Below are 16,644 nucleotides of genomic sequence, written 5' to 3' on the forward strand. Positions count from 1 at the left end.
TTTCATGAACGTTCAACTACAAGGTAATGAACAAATTACGAAATTATTTAATGATTGGTATTTAGCTATGCTTAAACAAGATGTGTCCCAGGCGACAAACTTAAAGCATGAAATTGAGGAAAAGGAACTAAACTTTGAAGAAGATGAAAACTTAGCATTATACTATTCTCTACTAGATTTTCGTTTCAAAGTTTTAACTGACGGTTTAAGTATCACAAAAGACAGTTTCAATAAAATAGATTCTTACGCGATTTCACCTAATCACCAACTTTCTTACTACTATCATTTCTTTAAAGCTATTCATGCTACTCTAACAACAAATTATAATTTAGCAAGTGAACATTATGAAAAAGCTGAGAGACTACTGGTAAATGCCACTGATGATCTAGAAAAAGGGGAATTTAATTATCGAATGGCTATTTTCTATTATCATTTTTACCAGCCAATTGAGGCTATTGAATATGCATCCAAAGCAAAAGAATTCTTCATAAAAGCTGTAGGATATGAAAAAAATGTCGCCTCTTGTGAAAGCGTATTAGGTGCAGCATTTGTATATTTAAAACAATACGAGCAAGCAGAGGAAAAATATAATTCAGCAATCAATATTTTACAGAAACAGGGTGAAGAATCATTACTGTTAAGAGTGCGTAATAACTTAGGTTGGCTATATGCTAATCAAAACTTATCAACATTAGCTATTCGTCATCTATCTGAAGTGACAACAAAAATGCCTACACATTTTAAAGCAATTTTCTTACAAGCAAGGGAACATTCTAAACTTGGTGAAATAAATATCGCTTCAGAATTTATTAAAAAAGGATTAAAAATTTGTACAGAACTTAACAATGAAGAATATATGCTTCACTTTAAAATTTTAGAATCCCTTAACAATAATGAATCAACTGAAGACTTAGAAAAAATTATTCTTGAAGGAATTACGTATTTCGACAAAGAATCTTTATATAACTACACTCAGGAATATTCAGAAAAGTTAGCTATTAAACTTTACGATGAAAATAACCATATAAAAGCAAGTGAGTATTTTCATAAAGCGTTACAAGCAAAAGAAAAAACGTTTGAGAAAGGGGCATTAAAATGATAAAGAAAATTAGTTCTATCGTTTTAGGATTATCTGTACTAGGTATTGTATCTATTGGTCTAAATAGTTCATTTACATATCAAGCAGGCCATGCAGATTTCCCGGCACCACAAAGACCTGACTTTGTTCAATCTGTTGACACAAATAAAGACTACAACTCAACAACAGCTGAAAAAACACTTTAAAAAATGAAAGACCTTCAATTAAGAAGGTCTTTTTAAATACGTTTATTTAGAATATTTTCCTTTCATGTAGACTTTATTTTCTCATCAACTCCGCAATCCCCCTGCTCCCCTCACTATCAACTTTTTCAAGTTCCTCCACAACTAATTTTCTTCTTGTCACAGAATGATTTTGACTTAACTTCGCTTTTCCTTCTATTTTATTTATCTTTATTTTGAATCCAACTATTCCCTTACTTAATCTTGCCATATAATTCGGATTTACATCGTTTAATGAGTACGTGCTCTTTGAATCTTCATATTTATGTACTAATTGTTGAAGAGAGTCAATTAATTCCTGTTCACCCTCAACAATTTCTAATTCACCGTATACATGCACTGCAACGTAATTCCAAGTTGGTACTGCATTGTTTGTTTCATACCATGACGGCGATATGTAACTGTGCGGCCCTTGGAATATAGCAAGCACTTGTTGACTCTCAATATCTTTCCACTGTTCATTCGGCCGTGCGAAATGGCCATGTAACGTGAGTGTTTCCCTATTTAATAACAACGGTAAATGCGTTGCATATGGTTCCCCGTTATGGTGAGAAAATAATGTTGCAAAGCTATTTTGTTCCATTATTTCGTATTTCATCTCTTCATCTTGTATTGCGAAATATTTTGGTACGTACATAAGCTCCCTCTTTTCCGGTCTTTTATTTCTCATTATATTTAAATCTCGTAGCATTCAACAGGGCCAGTTTATATTTGTTTTATAATGGCAGCGTTCTATTTCAAAAGAATAGGCAGCATGTACTCCATGCCGCCTTAGTTTATTTCTTCTAATATATTTGTAATAAATTTCGTCTTACCTTCACTATAGCTAGTTCTACTTTTTGACTCTCTTGCCAACTCTTCCTTTAATCGCCCATATTCACCAGCAACGTCTTCATGTTCACGAAGGTAATCCCGAAACGCTATATGTCTTCTTAGTTCTTCACTATTTTTGTCACAAACATATAAATGATGTTCCATCCAAACTGTACTTTCCCCGTCCCACGGAACAAAAGCATCCTTTCTGCCAAACGCCTCTCTCCCTTTGTAACTCCATTTTTCCTGATGATAGTATCCTATCGTTTCAAGTCTTTTTACTACTTCAGGAAAAATTTCGCACTCTTCTATTACTATATCAATATCTAATACTGGTTTTGCTACAAGTCCTTTAACAGATGTACTCCCAACATGCTCAATGGACAAAACAAGTTCATTTATTACATTGTTAATGAGCGATTGTAGTCTATAAAATTCATTTTCCCATTTGATGTTATATTCTTCGATAGTAATTCTCTGTTTCAATGTATCCCTCTCCTCAAAAGCAACTATAACCTCTGAATATGAGTATCCTTAAAATCCGTCTCATATTTCAATCCATATCCAAACATTCGATCCATTCCAATATGCGCTGTCCATATTAATCCAATCATTATAACGGTATCTACCTTAAAATAGACACCTATAATAGCTATTACTATCGATATAATATATGTGTGACATATATTATAAATTGTAGCACCTACATGATTATTTATCCCATACGCGAACATTGATAAATCCGGCGTTAAAAGGAACACCAAAAATATAATCCAACTAAATTCATATATCGAATACGCATAGATCGTAGCTACGAAAATAACTAAGCCTTCAAAATGTAAAATACGCTTTTGCATTCTTTATCATTCCTATTTTTCTATATTTACCGTTAAATTTTCACCATTGAAAGTATTTGCATTTTTTGACCAGATGGTTGCTAAAATCGGTCCTGCAATGTTATGCCATACTGCTGCTAATACACTTGGAAGTGCAGCAGCTGGTCCAAAATGTGCAGTTGCTAGCGCAACACCTAAACCTGAGTTTTGCATTCCTACTTCTATTGAAATAGCTCTTCTTGTCCCTTCGTCTAGTCTAAGTACGAACGCTGTTATATATCCGAGTAAAAAGCCAAATGCATTATGAAGCATCACTGCAATAAAGATAAGCAGGCCTGAAGAAGTAATGCTACTTACATTCGCTGAAACAACTGCAGAAACAATAATGATAATTGCTACAACTGATATTAACGGAATAACAGTCATCCCTTTCGTAACAGTTGTAGGGAAAAACTTCTTCACTACTAATCCTAAAATAATAGGTATGATAATAACTTGTACGATAGAAAGAAACATAGACATAGCATTCACTGGCATCCATTGTCCCGCGAGTAATAATAAAATAAGAGGTGTAGCAATCGGTGCTAGTAACGTTGATAATGACGTCATTGCAATAGACAATGCTAAGTTCCCTTTTGCTAAATAAACCATAACATTTGATGCAGTGCCACCCGGTACTGAACCGAGCAACACTAATCCTGCTGCTAATTCAGCTGGCAGATTCATAACGTAGGCTAGTACGTATGCGACAAGTGGCATAATAATAAACTGAGCACATACACCGATAATAACTGGCAATGGTTTTGTAGCAATGATCTTAAAATCAACAGCCTTTAATGTTAATCCCATCCCAAACATAACAACTCCGAGTAAAATTGTTATGTAACTAGTTAACCCAAGAAATGGTCCAGGAATGAAATATGCAATTGCTGCAATACAAATAACCCAAAATGCAAAATACTTTCCAGCTATATTACTTATCGCTTCTAGTACTTTCACCCCATCATCCCCTATCCTTTAGCTGAAAAACTTTATTCGGATTCAAAATGTTTTGCGGGTCAAGAGCTTTCTTTATTTTTTCCATTACGAGTAATGCCGCCCCATGTTCTTCTTCTTGATACTTTTGTTTTCCGATTCCAACGCCATGTTCTCCCGTACACGTTCCACCTCGTTTCAGAGCATATAAAACGATACTTTCGTTTATTTCGTCCGCCTTTTCCACTTCTTCTTTATCGTTTGGATCAACCATTAAGAGCACATGGAAATTTCCGTCTCCTACATGGCCAAGAATACCGCCGACAAGTCCAATCTTATCCAACGTCTCTTTCGCATGTTGGATTGCACCAGCTAATTCTGAAATTGGCACACATACGTCTGTACTCATAAGCTTTTTACCAGGATAGCTATGAACGTAAGAATATGCTAGATTATGCCGTGCCTCCCATAATTTATTTCTCGCCGCAGTTTCCGTTTCAAAAGCAACTTCTTTACATTTATGATCAAAAACAATTTCCTTCGTAAATTCAATATCTTGCTTAAGACCTGCTTCATTACCGTGAAACTCTAAAAACAGTGTAGGCTCTTCTCTATAACTTGTTTCATTATAATGATTTACTTGTTTCATAGATAATTCATCTACAAGTTCAATTCTCGCAATTGGAATACCCGCTTGCAGTATATGAATAACAGCTTCTACTGCATCATTTATAGTTGGAAACGATGCTCTAGCAGCCATAACATGTTCTGGTATGCCGTATACTTTTAATGTTAACTCTGTAAAGCATCCAAGCGTACCTTCTGATCCTACGAAAACACCATTTAAATGGTAACCTGATGATGACTTCGCCGCTAAATTTCCAGTATGTATAACTTCCCCATCAGCAAGAACGACTTCTAAATCACGAACTTGATCACGCATTACTCCGTATTTAACCGCTGTCGTTCCGCTCGCATTTGTAGCAGCCATTCCACCTAACGTTGCATCTGCTCCTGGGTCTACACTAAAAAACAATCCATACTTTTTCAATTCTTTATTAAGCTGAGAGCGAGTCACTCCCGGCTGTACTTTCACTAGAAAATCTTTCTCTCTTATTTCGAGTATTTTATTCATAAGCGAAAAGTCCATTGTAATTCCTTTTTCATATGGAATAACGTGGCCTTCTAAGCTAGAACCTACCCCAAAAGGAACGACAGGTTTTTTATGCTCACTCGCTACTTTCATTAATTTACTAACCTCTTCAGTCGTTTTCGGAAAAACTACTACATCAGGTAAACTACTAGTATGATAAGATTCATCTTTACTATGTAACTCTCTTACTGTCGTATTTACAACTACCCGATCTTCGGGAAGTACACCCTTTAATGCATTTACTAAACGCTCTACTGTTATTTCCATCGTACACTCTCCTACTCTCTATAAATTTAAATTACAAAATATGCTAACTATTTTATACATAATAATCCGAAAAATTAAATAATTCAAGTTTTATACCTATGAAATTCGTTTCATACTATCGAAGAAACAAAAAGAACTTGCAACAATTGCTGCAAGTTCTTTTCTATAAAACTATATTTTAAATGACTTCTTTATTAACAACATAAACCAAATTAAAGTAACTGCCATTAACGAATGGGAAAACCCTACAATATAAGTTAACCCTTTAAAGTCCGCTCCATTTAGCTGAAGAAGCCCTCTCGCTGCTAGCGAACCTAACATTAAAGTTAATGCAATATTATGTAAAACAAACCACTTATTAAAGCTTTTCGCTTCATGAAACGCGAATACTTTTGCTAATCCTAAAGCAATTAAAAAGAAGAAAAAGCCAAGTACAAGTGTATGTGTATGCAGAAGATTTAACAAAGTAGATCCTAAAATCCCCTTATACTTTCCATACTCCCTAGCGAAAATTCCTGATAATAAACCGATAATCAAATACGTAAACGATGCATTATATAATTTTTTCATTATGTACCTCCTTGAGTAGAATGTGTAGTGTGTCATATTTAGTAATAATGATAGTTATATAGTAAAAACTCCTAGTTACCTAGGAGTCATTGTATAAGCATCTCACTCTTTACAATCAATTCTAATTATAAAATATCCCTTTATACAAAACAAACGAACTTTATGTGAACAAGCAAGATTCTTTTAAAATATGTTGCGATTTTGTGTTACACAATCCATACTAATTATTATAACTTTTAAAGGTGGTGCACTAGATTGATAGTTCTTGAAACTGAACGACTCGTTCTTCGCTGGCTTGATATAAAAGACGCTCCATTTATTCTTGAATTAGTAAACGATCCTGCATGGATTCAGTTTATTGGTGATAAAAGAATTCAAAACTTAGAAGATGCAAAAAAATACATCATAAACGGACCCGTTGATATGTATAATAAAATGGGATTTGGTCTTTATTTAGTTGAACGAAAAGAAGATCTCACTCCACTCGGGATGTGCGGACTTATTAAAAGAGATTCATTAGAAGATGTCGATATCGGCTTTGCCTTTTTAGAGAAATTCCGTTCAAATGGGTATGGCTTTGAATCAGCTTCTGCTGTAATCGAATACGGAGTACACAAACTAGGACTAAAACGAATTGTAGCAATTACTACTATGGATAACATCAATTCAGGGAAGCTTTTAGAAAAAATAGGATTTCAGTTCGAAGAGATAATTTCAGACTCCGGAGAAAATTTAAAGTTGTTTGGCTATAGCATATAATGAATTGTCAGGGTTCTCTTTTAATCTAATCAAAAAATATTTCTTACATATACATTCCTAAAAGTTATTATGATTAAATTACTCATCTATTTTTTAACATTATAACCACACTAATTTAAATTAAAATTCTGATTTTCGGTACTGTATTTATTCTTAAAAACACCCTATTTTGTTCTTAAAGTTGTCAAAACTCTTATGTAGCTACATGAAAAGTTCATGCTAATATATTAATAAGAAACTATGCGTTCCCTTAACCCTGTATCCGGCCCTGTATTTTTTATAGGGCCTTTGTTTATTTAATTTACTTATCACTTGCTTATACATATTAAAATTCATTTCAGCTTTATTTCCTTACTCAAAAAATTAGAAATGATCTAGGAATAAGTAGAGGAGATTCTCATATTGCATCTCTCAAAAAAGAATGTTACTCTAAAAATAGAATACTGAAAGGAATGATGGATGAATAATGATTAACTAATTTATATTTTAAGTTGAATTTTATAACTTCAAACTACAAAATATAGGGTTAGTCTATCCATTTTTATAATTCATTTCATACTTTATTTGTCATAATTCAAATGATTAATAAGTACTTACTTAAGTATAAGCGACAGACTAATCCTTCCGATTAAAAATTGGGGGATTTTTTTATTCCCTTTTATGTAAGTTAAAATTTATTAATCGCTAAATTTAACTAACAAATAAAGGAGCGAAAAAAATGGCTAATTCAGATACTATTGTGACACATGTAATGCTCTATATAAGTCGTTAATATCCATCAAACTTATATAGAGGAATTAAAAAATGGATGGATGTTCCGACTTTATATGAAACGTTTCGATATATAAAGGAGGAATTATTATGTCAATGATAAAAGTTCAAGACTTAACTTTTTCATACCCAGGTAGCTTTAATAATATTTTTGAAGGTGTAAACTTTCAAATAGATACGGATTGGAAACTAGGATTTATCGGTAGAAACGGACGAGGTAAAACGACATTCTTTAATTTATTATTAGGAAATTACGAGTATAGTGGGAAAATCCTTGCTTCTGTAGAATTCAATTACTTCCCCTATCCTGTCGCAGATAAGAACAAATTTACTCATGAAATCCTTGAAGAAATTTGTCCCCAAGCAGAAGATTGGGAATTTCTACGTGAAATATCCTATTTAAATGTTGATGCCGAGGTCATGTACAGACCGTTTAAAACTTTATCAAATGGAGAACAAACAAAGGTGTTGCTTGCTGCACTGTTTTTAAATGAGGGCCAATTTCTATTAATTGACGAACCAACAAACCACCTAGACACGGATGCACGAAAAATAGTCTCTGATTATCTAAGGAAGAAGAAAGGGTTTATTTTAATTTCACATGACAGAATCTTTTTAGATGGATGCGTTGACCATATCTTATCTATAAATAGAGCAAATATTGAAGTTCAAAGCGGGAACTATTCTTCTTGGAAATTAAATTTCGATAGACAGCAAGAGCATGAAGAGGCTACAAATGATCGTCTACAAAAAGACATAGGAAGATTAAAACAGTCTTCCAAGCGTTCAGCAAGTTGGTCTCATGATGTAGAAGCTTCAAAAAATGGAACAAGGAATTCAGGTTCTAAGTTGGATAAGGGATTTGTAGGACATAAAGCAGCCAAGATGATGAAAAGGGCAAAAAACCTAGAATCAAGGCAACAAAAAGCTATTGAAGAAAAGTCAAAATTACTAAAAAATGTGGAGAAAACTGAGTCATTAAAATTAGAAGCATTGAAGTTCAAGTCAAATGAATTCGTTACTTTGGCTGACGTGTCTGTTACGTACGATGACCAAGTCGTGAATGAGCCAATTAACTTCGTAGTTGAACAAGGTGACCGAATTGTGCTTGATGGCAAGAATGGGAGCGGGAAAAGCAGTATCCTAAAACTAATTCTAGGATATCCGATACAGCATACAGGTTTAGTTACATTAGGTACAGGACTCACCATTTCCTATGTTCAACAAGATACTTCTCATTTGAAAGGATCGCTATCAAATTTTATTGAAGAGCACAAGATTGATGAGACATTATTTAAATCCATCCTACGAAAGATGGATTTTGACCGAATTCAATTTGAAAAAGATATATTTCATTATTCTGGTGGACAAAAGAAAAAACTGCTTATTGCTAAAAGTTTATGTGAAAAAGCCCATATGTATATATGGGATGAACCATTAAACTTTATAGATATTTATTCACGTATGCAAATTGAAGAGCTAATTCAACAATTTAATCCCACAATGATTATTGTTGAGCATGATAAGGCATTTCAACAAACCGTTGCAACGAAAACTATATCTATGTAACTCCACTCGAATCATTAACAAAGTATTTGAATGAAGTATCAAAAAAAGCCTAATTTCTCTACAATCTATTGAGAAATTAGGCTTTTTAACAAGAAAATTAGGATTCATATACAATGAGTAATTTACATATTGGGCTTATCTGTTAAAGCAGAAATAATTCTGCTCACCAAATCTTCTGGCATCCATTCATAATTTGTATCATTCGATTCATTTGGTCCTAAAGAATCAATGAACTTTTTAAACTTTGGAAATAAAACAATAGAAGTGATCCAATGTATCGTATGATTTATAGAGAAGAAATGAAATACTCCTTGTTTCTCCCCCTCCTGCAATATTTCTTTTAACTGTTCAAAACTACCTACAAAATACGGTTTAATCTTTTCTAATCTTGCACTTTCCTTAATAATCTCCTCATATGCCAATGTACCAATTTCAGGATTTTCTTTTATATGTGTAATAAAGACTGTTAAATATTCTCTTAGAGCATTAATAGGATTAAATTGATTTTTCTCAAGAAAATTAGGTAACTCATTAGCAAGACCATATTTCTTAAACACCTCATAATATAGGTTTTCTTTCCCATTAAAATAGTAAGAAGCCATAGCAACATTCACTTTCGCTTCTTTTGCAATTTCTTGTATGCTCGTACCTTCATAACCACTCTCTCCAAATTTTTTCTTAGCAGCCTTCAAAATATTTTCCATCGTCTGCTCTCGAGATTTCCCCATTTCACACACCTCAAATAATATATATTTCACTTCAAAAATCCACTAAGGACTTTGAATAGAGTATCTTTTTAATGAAGTTTAATTATATATTTAAAGTAATAACTTAACAACCGATGAAGACTTGATTACTTTAAACTATTCTCCACACAACATACTCCCCAAAAAGAAACATCGCCTACCCTATGTCATCATACAAAGAATTCATTTAAAAATGAAATAAAAATAAATACCCTACTTAAAACAATATCTCCCTGCGTGGTATGAATAGCTTTACCTCACGCTCTTTTCTAATTGCGTATAAGAATAAAAAAATAATAAGGGCCAGAGTTTATCTACCTTTACAGATAAACTCTGGCCCTTTCATTTGCAATTCATTTACTAATTAGATTTGTTTAATCTCAATATAAGGTCCTTTAATGTTTAATTTGTTAATGTCATTTGAAATATTACCTACAGTTGTTTTTTCATTAAACGTATAGATCTTTTCACCATTCACAAAGATACCCCAATTTTTATCCTCGTAACTAATACCATAACCAGCATTGCTAGATGTCGCTTTGAGCTGATTTCCATTCATTGAAAAAGATAATTTCCCTTTGCCTTTGTTAAGTTGGTTATTCACATTGTTGATACTACTCATTTGTTCTTCAAGGGCTTTTTGGTTATCAAGAGTAACTTGATGGTTTTTCCAGTCTAACTTATAGTTGTTTGTAAAGAACTCATTATATGTATCTTTATTATTTGTTCCCCACCATTTCGAACTTACCCATTCGATATTGTACTGATCTGATATTCTACGATTTGTTATTTTTAAATCAGATGTAGATTCTGTTTTATCTGCAGTAATAACTGCTACTACATTAGGAGAAAAACCATATCCTGTTAAAGCTGGTACTGTATCTTTTGAAACAAAATTATTCGTTCCTTCATTATAACTACGTGATTTCATAAATAGTTGATTACCGTAGAAAGTATTAAATGAATCTCGATTATAAATTCCCCACTCCGGGTAATTAAATGATTGGAATCCTACTTTCCAATTTAACTTTTTATCTGTGTGAGTCTCTAATACCGTTTTATAGTCTACTTGATCATAAGATACACTTTCTTTCCAAGCAAAGCTACCTGTAATACTTGCATCAGCATTTGGGCCTTTATCATTTACCCCAACTTTAACACTTCCGCCAAGTGTATACCCTACTTCAGAAGTAACCTTTGCTGAAGTCATTGTATTAACTGGGGCAGCTTTATGGAATTGAGCGCTATCACCACTTGTTATTTCTGCTTCAGTATGATAAGCCGATGGCCACTTTAAACCTGCGTTATAGTATCCGCCATTAATTGTATATTTAGCATCTACATTACTACCATCAGTAGTAACAATCGCAATCTTTTTATCTGCGTAAGGATCCTCAATAAAAGAAACCTTTATTGAATTTTTAATATTCTGCTTCATGTCATAAGTAGTTTTAAAACTATTATAGACTTTTCCACCATTTTGAAGATTTTCTACAGTTCCTTTAGAATCTGCAAATACAGATGTTGCTTGTAAACCAAGTGATCCAGACATAATAACAGATGCTACCGCAACACTTTTAGCTATTTCATTTGTTTTTTTCATACAGACAGCCACTCCTTCTTAAACATTTAAAAGATATAAACGTATTATTTTCATCTCTCCATACTAGAGATAGATTCATAACGTTACAATGTAGAAATTTATTAATCTTTATGACAATAACTATCAACACTTATTTTGCTAATTTTCACCTCTCACTTACTGATAACTATTATCAATATCATTAAAACACAAAATAATAATTTAAACAATAATTTTAAATTCAAATTTAAAATTATTGTTTAAAAAAGTGTAAAAAAAATTATAGAATTCTTTATTTAGAGAATTACTATATTTTCATTTACTTATTGCAATCTATATTCAGATACATTATTCCCTTTCCATTCATAATAATCTAAAATCCCCTCATAAATGGCTTCTGCTGCAATCTGCCTTCCGTTTTCTGTAGATAACTTACTGTAATCGATACCATTATCTATAAAAGCAAGTTCCGTTAACACAGCTGGCATGTCATTTTCTCTTATAACATGAAGATCTCCATGTTTAACACCTCTATCGCGTGTTTGAAGTGCGTCTACTAATCGTGTTTGAATTTTTTCAGCTAAAACACGACTTTCTTCCACATGAGGATTTGTTTTTTCAGATTTGGAAGATTTATAATAGTATGTTTCTGTCCCTTTTGCATTACCGTTAAAAGCATTTGCATGTATGCTTATAAAGATATCACCCTGATTTCGCTTAGCAAACTTAACACGTTCCTGTAAAGAACTTTTTTGATCATATCCAGGTCTAGTATCAGATTCACGAGTTAGTAAAACTGTAAAGGGAGTATGTTTTTCAAGCAATTGTTGTAGACGTAAAGAAGTGTCTAGTACAATCTTGCTTTCAGGTAATCCCTTTGTGTTTTTTCCAGGATCTTCGCCGCCATGTCCGGGATCAATAATTATTACTTTATTTTCTAAAGGACTACTTTGACTATATTGAAGCATATCTGTTTTTGCGGTTAGTTGTGCAGCTTCAGCGCGTGTTATGAATCTATTTGGTTGCCAACCAGTATCTGTACCAACTGAAATTTTCAAATCAATTAAAGTATTTGCGAACTTTTCACCCCAATGTCCCTTTAAATCTTCAAATTTACTTTGCCCATTGTTATTGCTTTCATTTTGTAGTTTATATGCATTCACTAGCATAGTAGCCATAGCAGCACGAGTAACTTTTCCAGAAGGATTGAAAGTTCCATTTCCTTCACCTTTAATTATTCCTGCCTTTTCAGCAGCAGCAATATAAGGAGTTCCCCAGTGGTTTTGTGAATCTTTAAAAGATGGTTTTGCATTTAAATCAATGTGTATACCAAGAGCCCTTGTCATAATGGTTGCTGCAGAAGCTCTATCTAATGTATCATTCGAACCAAAAGTTCCATCTGGATAACCACTCAATACTTGCTTATCAACTAAATAAGTAACAGATTTGTCAGCCCATGCAGGAACATCTGGGAATTTGTGAGTATCTGCAAAAATACTAGAAGAATAAGATAGTAGACTTCCAGCGAGAATTCCTGTAGCAATTAATTTGTTCTTCAAAATTTAGCACCTCTAAAAATTTATTACAAGTTAGTAAATATATCATTTATAGTTAATCTTTAAATGATAGTCCTTTGAATAAAAAAATAGATTAAGTTGGCACTAACACTATATTACAAATGAATAAATTTACATCGAACTATTATTCCGAAAAGAATCTCCAGACATACACTTATAGATTGAAACTATTAAATATATTCACCAACATTGTGTAACTAGTATAGTTACTTATATATATGAGTGTCAATTGAAATAACCTTACAGTTTTGTAAGGTAACAAACTTAATAATATATTAAGTAATTATTAAACAATGTAAACAATTATCTCTTATTTTAAGCAAAGATTGATTCAAAGTACACTCCTTCTAAATTAGCATTGGTGCCTCCTTCAAGTCCTAATACACATCTTAAAAAGAGCACTTTTGAAAAGTGCTCTTTTTAGCTACAAACCTAGAATTCCTACAATCTGGCGAGCCTTAACATTATCGATATAATAATGCATCTCTAACCCTCGTCTTTCTGCACGGAGCACGGTTCCTCTTAATTTTGATAGATGCTGTGAAACAGTGGATTGCGGGAGTCCTAATATTTCTGTCAACTGTGTAACATTACACAGTTTATGGTGCATTAATTCATTTACAATCTTCAATCGAACGGGATGTGCCATTACTTTTAATACATCTACATCTTCCTCTCGGATGTTAGCTAGATCTCTATTAGATATTAATATTGTCATTTCGCATTCCCCTTTATTATTAATTTCTATTTTCCAATTATCCTTATAAGTAGTACTTATATATATTTACCATTTATCCTGTTGAGAAAATGTATTCTCGTTCTTAATTAAAAAAGACACCAATTCTATGAACAGTTTTTACTGTTCCAATGAATTGATGTCCTCTAATTTTTAACCGAACTATATTTTGTTTTAAAAAAGTTATTTTATAGTAGACATTTTCTCGTTGACACAAACTAGTAGATTAGCGATGGAAATATCAAAATGTATTGATAAGCGTTTGGAAGTAATTGTTTTTTGTTTAATAGCCAAAAACGAGCATCCTCTCAAATTAGATAAGGTGCTCGTTTTCATTTTGATCGGTAATTCTTAATTCAATTTAGTTTCTTTCCCATAAGGAAAGATTAAATCAACTTAAAACAAAGCGTCTTAAATTTAATTCTTAGATCTTACTGAAACTTGGAATTGCCCTTTAGAACCATCATCATTTGAAACGTAAATTTTATATGTTCCGCTCGGTAATGGAGATAAAGCATTCTGTACATTTGTAACATTCATTTGTTGTTCTCCAGGTTTTATATAACCACCAACAATTAGCTCCATATTTGGACCTTTCACACTATATCCCATTGTATTTTGACCATTATTTTTCATAAAGAAGCTTAAATTTTCACTCCCATTATATACAAAAGAAGTTACAGCCTCTCCACTATAATCCATTGTTTGAGTTAATAATAAGTCTGCAGGAACATGTTCAACTATATGAATGGTATCATTTGTTTTGTGTATTTCTTCAGCATAAGTATTATTTCCTAACACACCAAGTGTTAATGCTGAAATTACTCCACAACTAAGCACTAGTTTATTTAACTTCATTTTAAGCTCCCCCTTGATGTTTATAATCTATTACCATCATACATTCTTTTTCAAGTACGTTTTTATGTAATAATTCATATCTTTAAACCTATATATTTTAACTTTATATCTTAAAATAGTTACTGAAAAACTCACATTGATAAAGCTACAGTATTATGATTCATAAAAAAATATGTGAATTTCAAAATTTGTTTAACGAGAATTCATACAATTAAGTACCAATGCACTCAAATAAATAGCGTTTCCATTTTAGATAAAATATACTAATGAAAAATTTCGAAATTTCCACTTTATAATTTGGTATATTCCATGTTAATATAACGAAGGCTACAAATAGAATCCACAAAATATATTTTTTCATAGCATATTCATACTTAAAATCCTATTATTTTATTAGTAACTCAATCCCAATTTTACTTATACAAAAGTCAATTTCTAGTTTCATACGTATAAATATCCAAGTAGATTTTTTATCTATTATTTTTGTTAACTTCCTTATCAATTCTAATAAAAGTAATATTATAGTACTTTTTCAAGCGCTCTTCCTTTTTTAGATAGAAAGTCTATTAATAACTAAACATCTAAGTTTAACTCATACATAATCCAATATATAAACTATCGGAGATGCAAAACTATGGGAATATCTACGCTTTTATTAAATACCTTTATAATAATAATTTGTATCCTTAGCTACCACATATTTTGGCTAGAATTTAAAGAAAAAATAACATGTAATAATATATTGATTTCTATCCTTTCCTCCATTGCCATTATTTTTTGTATGACTTTTCCTTTTCAGTTACATGATGGATTTATTTATGATTTACGTTTTATTCCTATCATATTAGTTTTTCTATATGGAAATACAAAAAATATTATTTTGATAGGAATTTTATATCTTTCTTATCGATTTTACTTAGGCGGAAATGGCGTTCTTCCATCATTTATTATCTTTACTATTATTTCTGTTATAACAATGCTCTTCCGTTACTTATTACCTCTATATGTTAAAGAAAAAAAGATATTATTGAGCTTGCTTCTTATTTTAGTTTGTACAACTTCACTTTCTATCTGCGGTATTGTAACTCAAATACATACAGGTAGTAAAATAGACTCTACTCTCATAGAATTTTTATTAAATTATATAATCATTAATATTTTCACAGTATTATTATCAGTATATTTAATAGAGGGCATGATTGAGAAATATAAAATGAAAGAAAAGCTGCAACGGGCTGAAAAATTTTATATAGCTAGCGAACTAGCGGCGTCCATTGCACACGAAATCCACAATCCACTAACTACAGTACATGGATTCACTCAATTGTTAAATGAAAAACATGCCTCTAAGCTACCTCAGGATCAGTACTTAGAAATCATGTTAATTGAAATGCAGCAAATACAATCTACTATTAATAACTATTTATCTTTAACAAAACCACAGAACATCCTAAAAGAGAAAATAGATATTAATCATATTTTAAATCAAGTGAAAGACACTATTTCACCACTAGCTCTATCATACAAAGTTGAAATAAAACAAAATAATACAGATTCCTTTTATATAAATGGAGACCCCGAAAAATTCAGACTCTGTCTGAACAACATCATACAAAACGGAATTGAGGCCATGATAAATGGTGGCGTATTACAAATAAATATACAGAAAATAAAAGGGAATATTATAATTGATATTATTGATTCAGGGATTGGGATGTCTTCTCAGCAAATAAAGCGAATTGCTTTACCATTCTATTCAACAACAGAAAAAGGGACTGGCCTTGGTACCATGATTGCTTATAGTGTTATTAAAGAGTTGAATGGTGATATAGAGATAGAGAGTAAATTAGGTAAGGGGACACGCTTTTCTATTAGTATCCCCTGCTAATATGACGGGATTATTAGAATGATAAATTCTTTCCACTTAACTTATTAAATAAATTTCAAAAATGCCACTACTTGATTCATTAATTATCTTCATTTCTTAAATAAATTAAAAGTAACAAGGACCAGAGCATATCCGTTTTTGCCGATAAACTCTAGTCCTTATTACTTTACTCACTTCTCTATGAAATCATAATTCATCAACCATTGTATCTCATTTACTAATTA

At 32.0% G+C, this 16,644-nt stretch carries 16 protein-coding genes; 5 read left to right on the plus strand and 11 right to left on the minus strand.

Annotated features, from left to right (window positions below):
• The first annotated feature begins 4 nt into the window (after positions 1-4).
• Complete coding sequence (locus ACZ76X_RS04815; RefSeq protein WP_479849734.1) at positions 5-1,099, plus strand: response regulator aspartate phosphatase; 1,095 nt, start codon at positions 5-7, stop codon at positions 1,097-1,099.
• Complete coding sequence (locus ACZ76X_RS04820) at positions 1,096-1,284, plus strand: Phr family secreted Rap phosphatase inhibitor (RefSeq protein ID WP_098669557.1); 189 nt, start codon at positions 1,096-1,098, stop codon at positions 1,282-1,284. The genes ACZ76X_RS04815 and ACZ76X_RS04820 overlap by 4 nt, the downstream gene beginning before the upstream one ends.
• Positions 1,285-1,357: 73 nt before the next feature.
• Here ACZ76X_RS04820 and ACZ76X_RS04825 read toward each other — a convergent pair whose 3' ends face one another.
• From ACZ76X_RS04825 to ACZ76X_RS04850, 6 genes are all read right to left on the minus strand, one after another.
• The gene (locus ACZ76X_RS04825; RefSeq protein ID WP_479849735.1) at positions 1,358-1,957 is read right to left on the minus strand and encodes an FMN-binding negative transcriptional regulator; all 600 of its coding nucleotides are present in this window, start codon (positions 1,955-1,957) and stop codon (positions 1,358-1,360) included.
• 134 nt (positions 1,958-2,091) lie between these two features.
• On the minus strand, positions 2,092-2,619 hold the full coding sequence (locus ACZ76X_RS04830; RefSeq protein WP_479849736.1) for a GrpB family protein: 528 nt from the start codon (positions 2,617-2,619) through the stop codon (positions 2,092-2,094).
• Between the two features lie 23 nt (positions 2,620-2,642).
• Positions 2,643-2,990: a DUF4260 domain-containing protein gene (locus ACZ76X_RS04835; RefSeq protein ID WP_479849737.1), complete on the minus strand. Its 348-nt coding sequence runs from the start codon at positions 2,988-2,990 to the stop codon at positions 2,643-2,645.
• A gap of 12 nt (positions 2,991-3,002) precedes the next feature.
• Positions 3,003-3,968, minus strand: a complete 966-nt coding sequence (locus tag ACZ76X_RS04840; RefSeq protein WP_479849738.1) for a bile acid:sodium symporter family protein — start codon at positions 3,966-3,968, stop codon at positions 3,003-3,005.
• Between the two features lie 4 nt (positions 3,969-3,972).
• Positions 3,973-5,364, minus strand: coding sequence for an FAD-binding oxidoreductase (locus tag ACZ76X_RS04845; protein WP_479849739.1), 1,392 nt, complete (start codon positions 5,362-5,364; stop codon positions 3,973-3,975).
• A gap of 171 nt (positions 5,365-5,535) precedes the next feature.
• Positions 5,536-5,934, minus strand: coding sequence for a DUF2871 family protein (locus ACZ76X_RS04850; RefSeq protein WP_353768449.1), 399 nt, complete (start codon positions 5,932-5,934; stop codon positions 5,536-5,538).
• A 255-nt stretch (positions 5,935-6,189) separates the two neighbouring features.
• Between ACZ76X_RS04850 and ACZ76X_RS04855 the strand changes: the two genes are divergently transcribed.
• Both ACZ76X_RS04855 and ACZ76X_RS04860 read left to right on the plus strand, forming a co-directional pair.
• A complete protein-coding gene (locus ACZ76X_RS04855; RefSeq protein WP_479849740.1) occupies positions 6,190-6,693 on the plus strand; it encodes a GNAT family N-acetyltransferase in 504 nt (167 codons plus the stop codon).
• A gap of 861 nt (positions 6,694-7,554) precedes the next feature.
• Complete coding sequence (locus tag ACZ76X_RS04860; RefSeq protein WP_479849741.1) at positions 7,555-9,033, plus strand: Lsa family ABC-F type ribosomal protection protein; 1,479 nt, start codon at positions 7,555-7,557, stop codon at positions 9,031-9,033.
• A 122-nt stretch (positions 9,034-9,155) separates the two neighbouring features.
• Here the strand turns inward: ACZ76X_RS04860 and hlyIIR are convergent, their stop codons facing one another.
• From hlyIIR to ACZ76X_RS04885, 5 genes are all read right to left on the minus strand, one after another.
• Positions 9,156-9,761 carry a hemolysin II regulator HlyIIR gene (hlyIIR, locus tag ACZ76X_RS04865; RefSeq protein ID WP_098670252.1) on the minus strand — a complete coding sequence of 202 codons (606 nt, stop codon included), beginning with the start codon at positions 9,759-9,761 and terminating at the stop codon, positions 9,156-9,158.
• A gap of 382 nt (positions 9,762-10,143) precedes the next feature.
• On the minus strand, positions 10,144-11,382 hold the full coding sequence (gene hlyII / locus ACZ76X_RS04870; protein WP_479849875.1) for a hemolysin II HlyII: 1,239 nt from the start codon (positions 11,380-11,382) through the stop codon (positions 10,144-10,146).
• A gap of 302 nt (positions 11,383-11,684) precedes the next feature.
• Positions 11,685-12,920, minus strand: coding sequence for an N-acetylmuramoyl-L-alanine amidase (locus tag ACZ76X_RS04875; RefSeq protein ID WP_479849742.1), 1,236 nt, complete (start codon positions 12,918-12,920; stop codon positions 11,685-11,687).
• 442 nt (positions 12,921-13,362) lie between these two features.
• Complete coding sequence (locus tag ACZ76X_RS04880) at positions 13,363-13,656, minus strand: ArsR/SmtB family transcription factor (RefSeq protein WP_017560598.1); 294 nt, start codon at positions 13,654-13,656, stop codon at positions 13,363-13,365.
• 435 nt (positions 13,657-14,091) lie between these two features.
• Complete coding sequence (locus ACZ76X_RS04885) at positions 14,092-14,532, minus strand: hypothetical protein (protein WP_479849743.1); 441 nt, start codon at positions 14,530-14,532, stop codon at positions 14,092-14,094.
• Between the two features lie 634 nt (positions 14,533-15,166).
• Here ACZ76X_RS04885 and ACZ76X_RS04890 point away from each other — a divergent pair.
• Positions 15,167-16,420, plus strand: coding sequence for an ATP-binding protein (locus ACZ76X_RS04890; RefSeq protein ID WP_479849744.1), 1,254 nt, complete (start codon positions 15,167-15,169; stop codon positions 16,418-16,420).
• Positions 16,421-16,644: the final 224 nt, after the last annotated feature.

The sequence above is a fragment of the Bacillus sp. BC05(2025) genome, from assembly GCF_056725905.1.

What these genes read in the sequence shown, in the direction of transcription:
- ACZ76X_RS04815 (WP_479849734.1), top strand. Translation starts at nt 5, where the DNA reads ATGAACGTTCAACTACAAGGTAATGAACAAATTACGAAATTATTTAAT.
- ACZ76X_RS04820 (WP_098669557.1), top strand. Translation starts at nt 1,096, where the DNA reads ATGATAAAGAAAATTAGTTCTATCGTTTTAGGATTATCTGTACTAGGT.
- ACZ76X_RS04825 (WP_479849735.1), bottom strand. Translation starts at nt 1,957, where the DNA reads ATGTACGTACCAAAATATTTCGCAATACAAGATGAAGAGATGAAATAC.
- ACZ76X_RS04835 (WP_479849737.1), bottom strand. Translation starts at nt 2,990, where the DNA reads ATGCAAAAGCGTATTTTACATTTTGAAGGCTTAGTTATTTTCGTAGCT.
- ACZ76X_RS04845 (WP_479849739.1), bottom strand. Translation starts at nt 5,364, where the DNA reads ATGGAAATAACAGTAGAGCGTTTAGTAAATGCATTAAAGGGTGTACTT.
- ACZ76X_RS04850 (WP_353768449.1), bottom strand. Translation starts at nt 5,934, where the DNA reads ATGAAAAAATTATATAATGCATCGTTTACGTATTTGATTATCGGTTTA.
- ACZ76X_RS04860 (WP_479849741.1), top strand. Translation starts at nt 7,555, where the DNA reads ATGTCAATGATAAAAGTTCAAGACTTAACTTTTTCATACCCAGGTAGC.
- hlyIIR (WP_098670252.1), bottom strand. Translation starts at nt 9,761, where the DNA reads ATGGGGAAATCTCGAGAGCAGACGATGGAAAATATTTTGAAGGCTGCT.
- hlyII (WP_479849875.1), bottom strand. Translation starts at nt 11,382, where the DNA reads ATGAAAAAAACAAATGAAATAGCTAAAAGTGTTGCGGTAGCATCTGTT.
- ACZ76X_RS04880 (WP_017560598.1), bottom strand. Translation starts at nt 13,656, where the DNA reads ATGACAATATTAATATCTAATAGAGATCTAGCTAACATCCGAGAGGAA.
- ACZ76X_RS04885 (WP_479849743.1), bottom strand. Translation starts at nt 14,532, where the DNA reads ATGAAGTTAAATAAACTAGTGCTTAGTTGTGGAGTAATTTCAGCATTA.
- ACZ76X_RS04890 (WP_479849744.1), top strand. Translation starts at nt 15,167, where the DNA reads ATGGGAATATCTACGCTTTTATTAAATACCTTTATAATAATAATTTGT.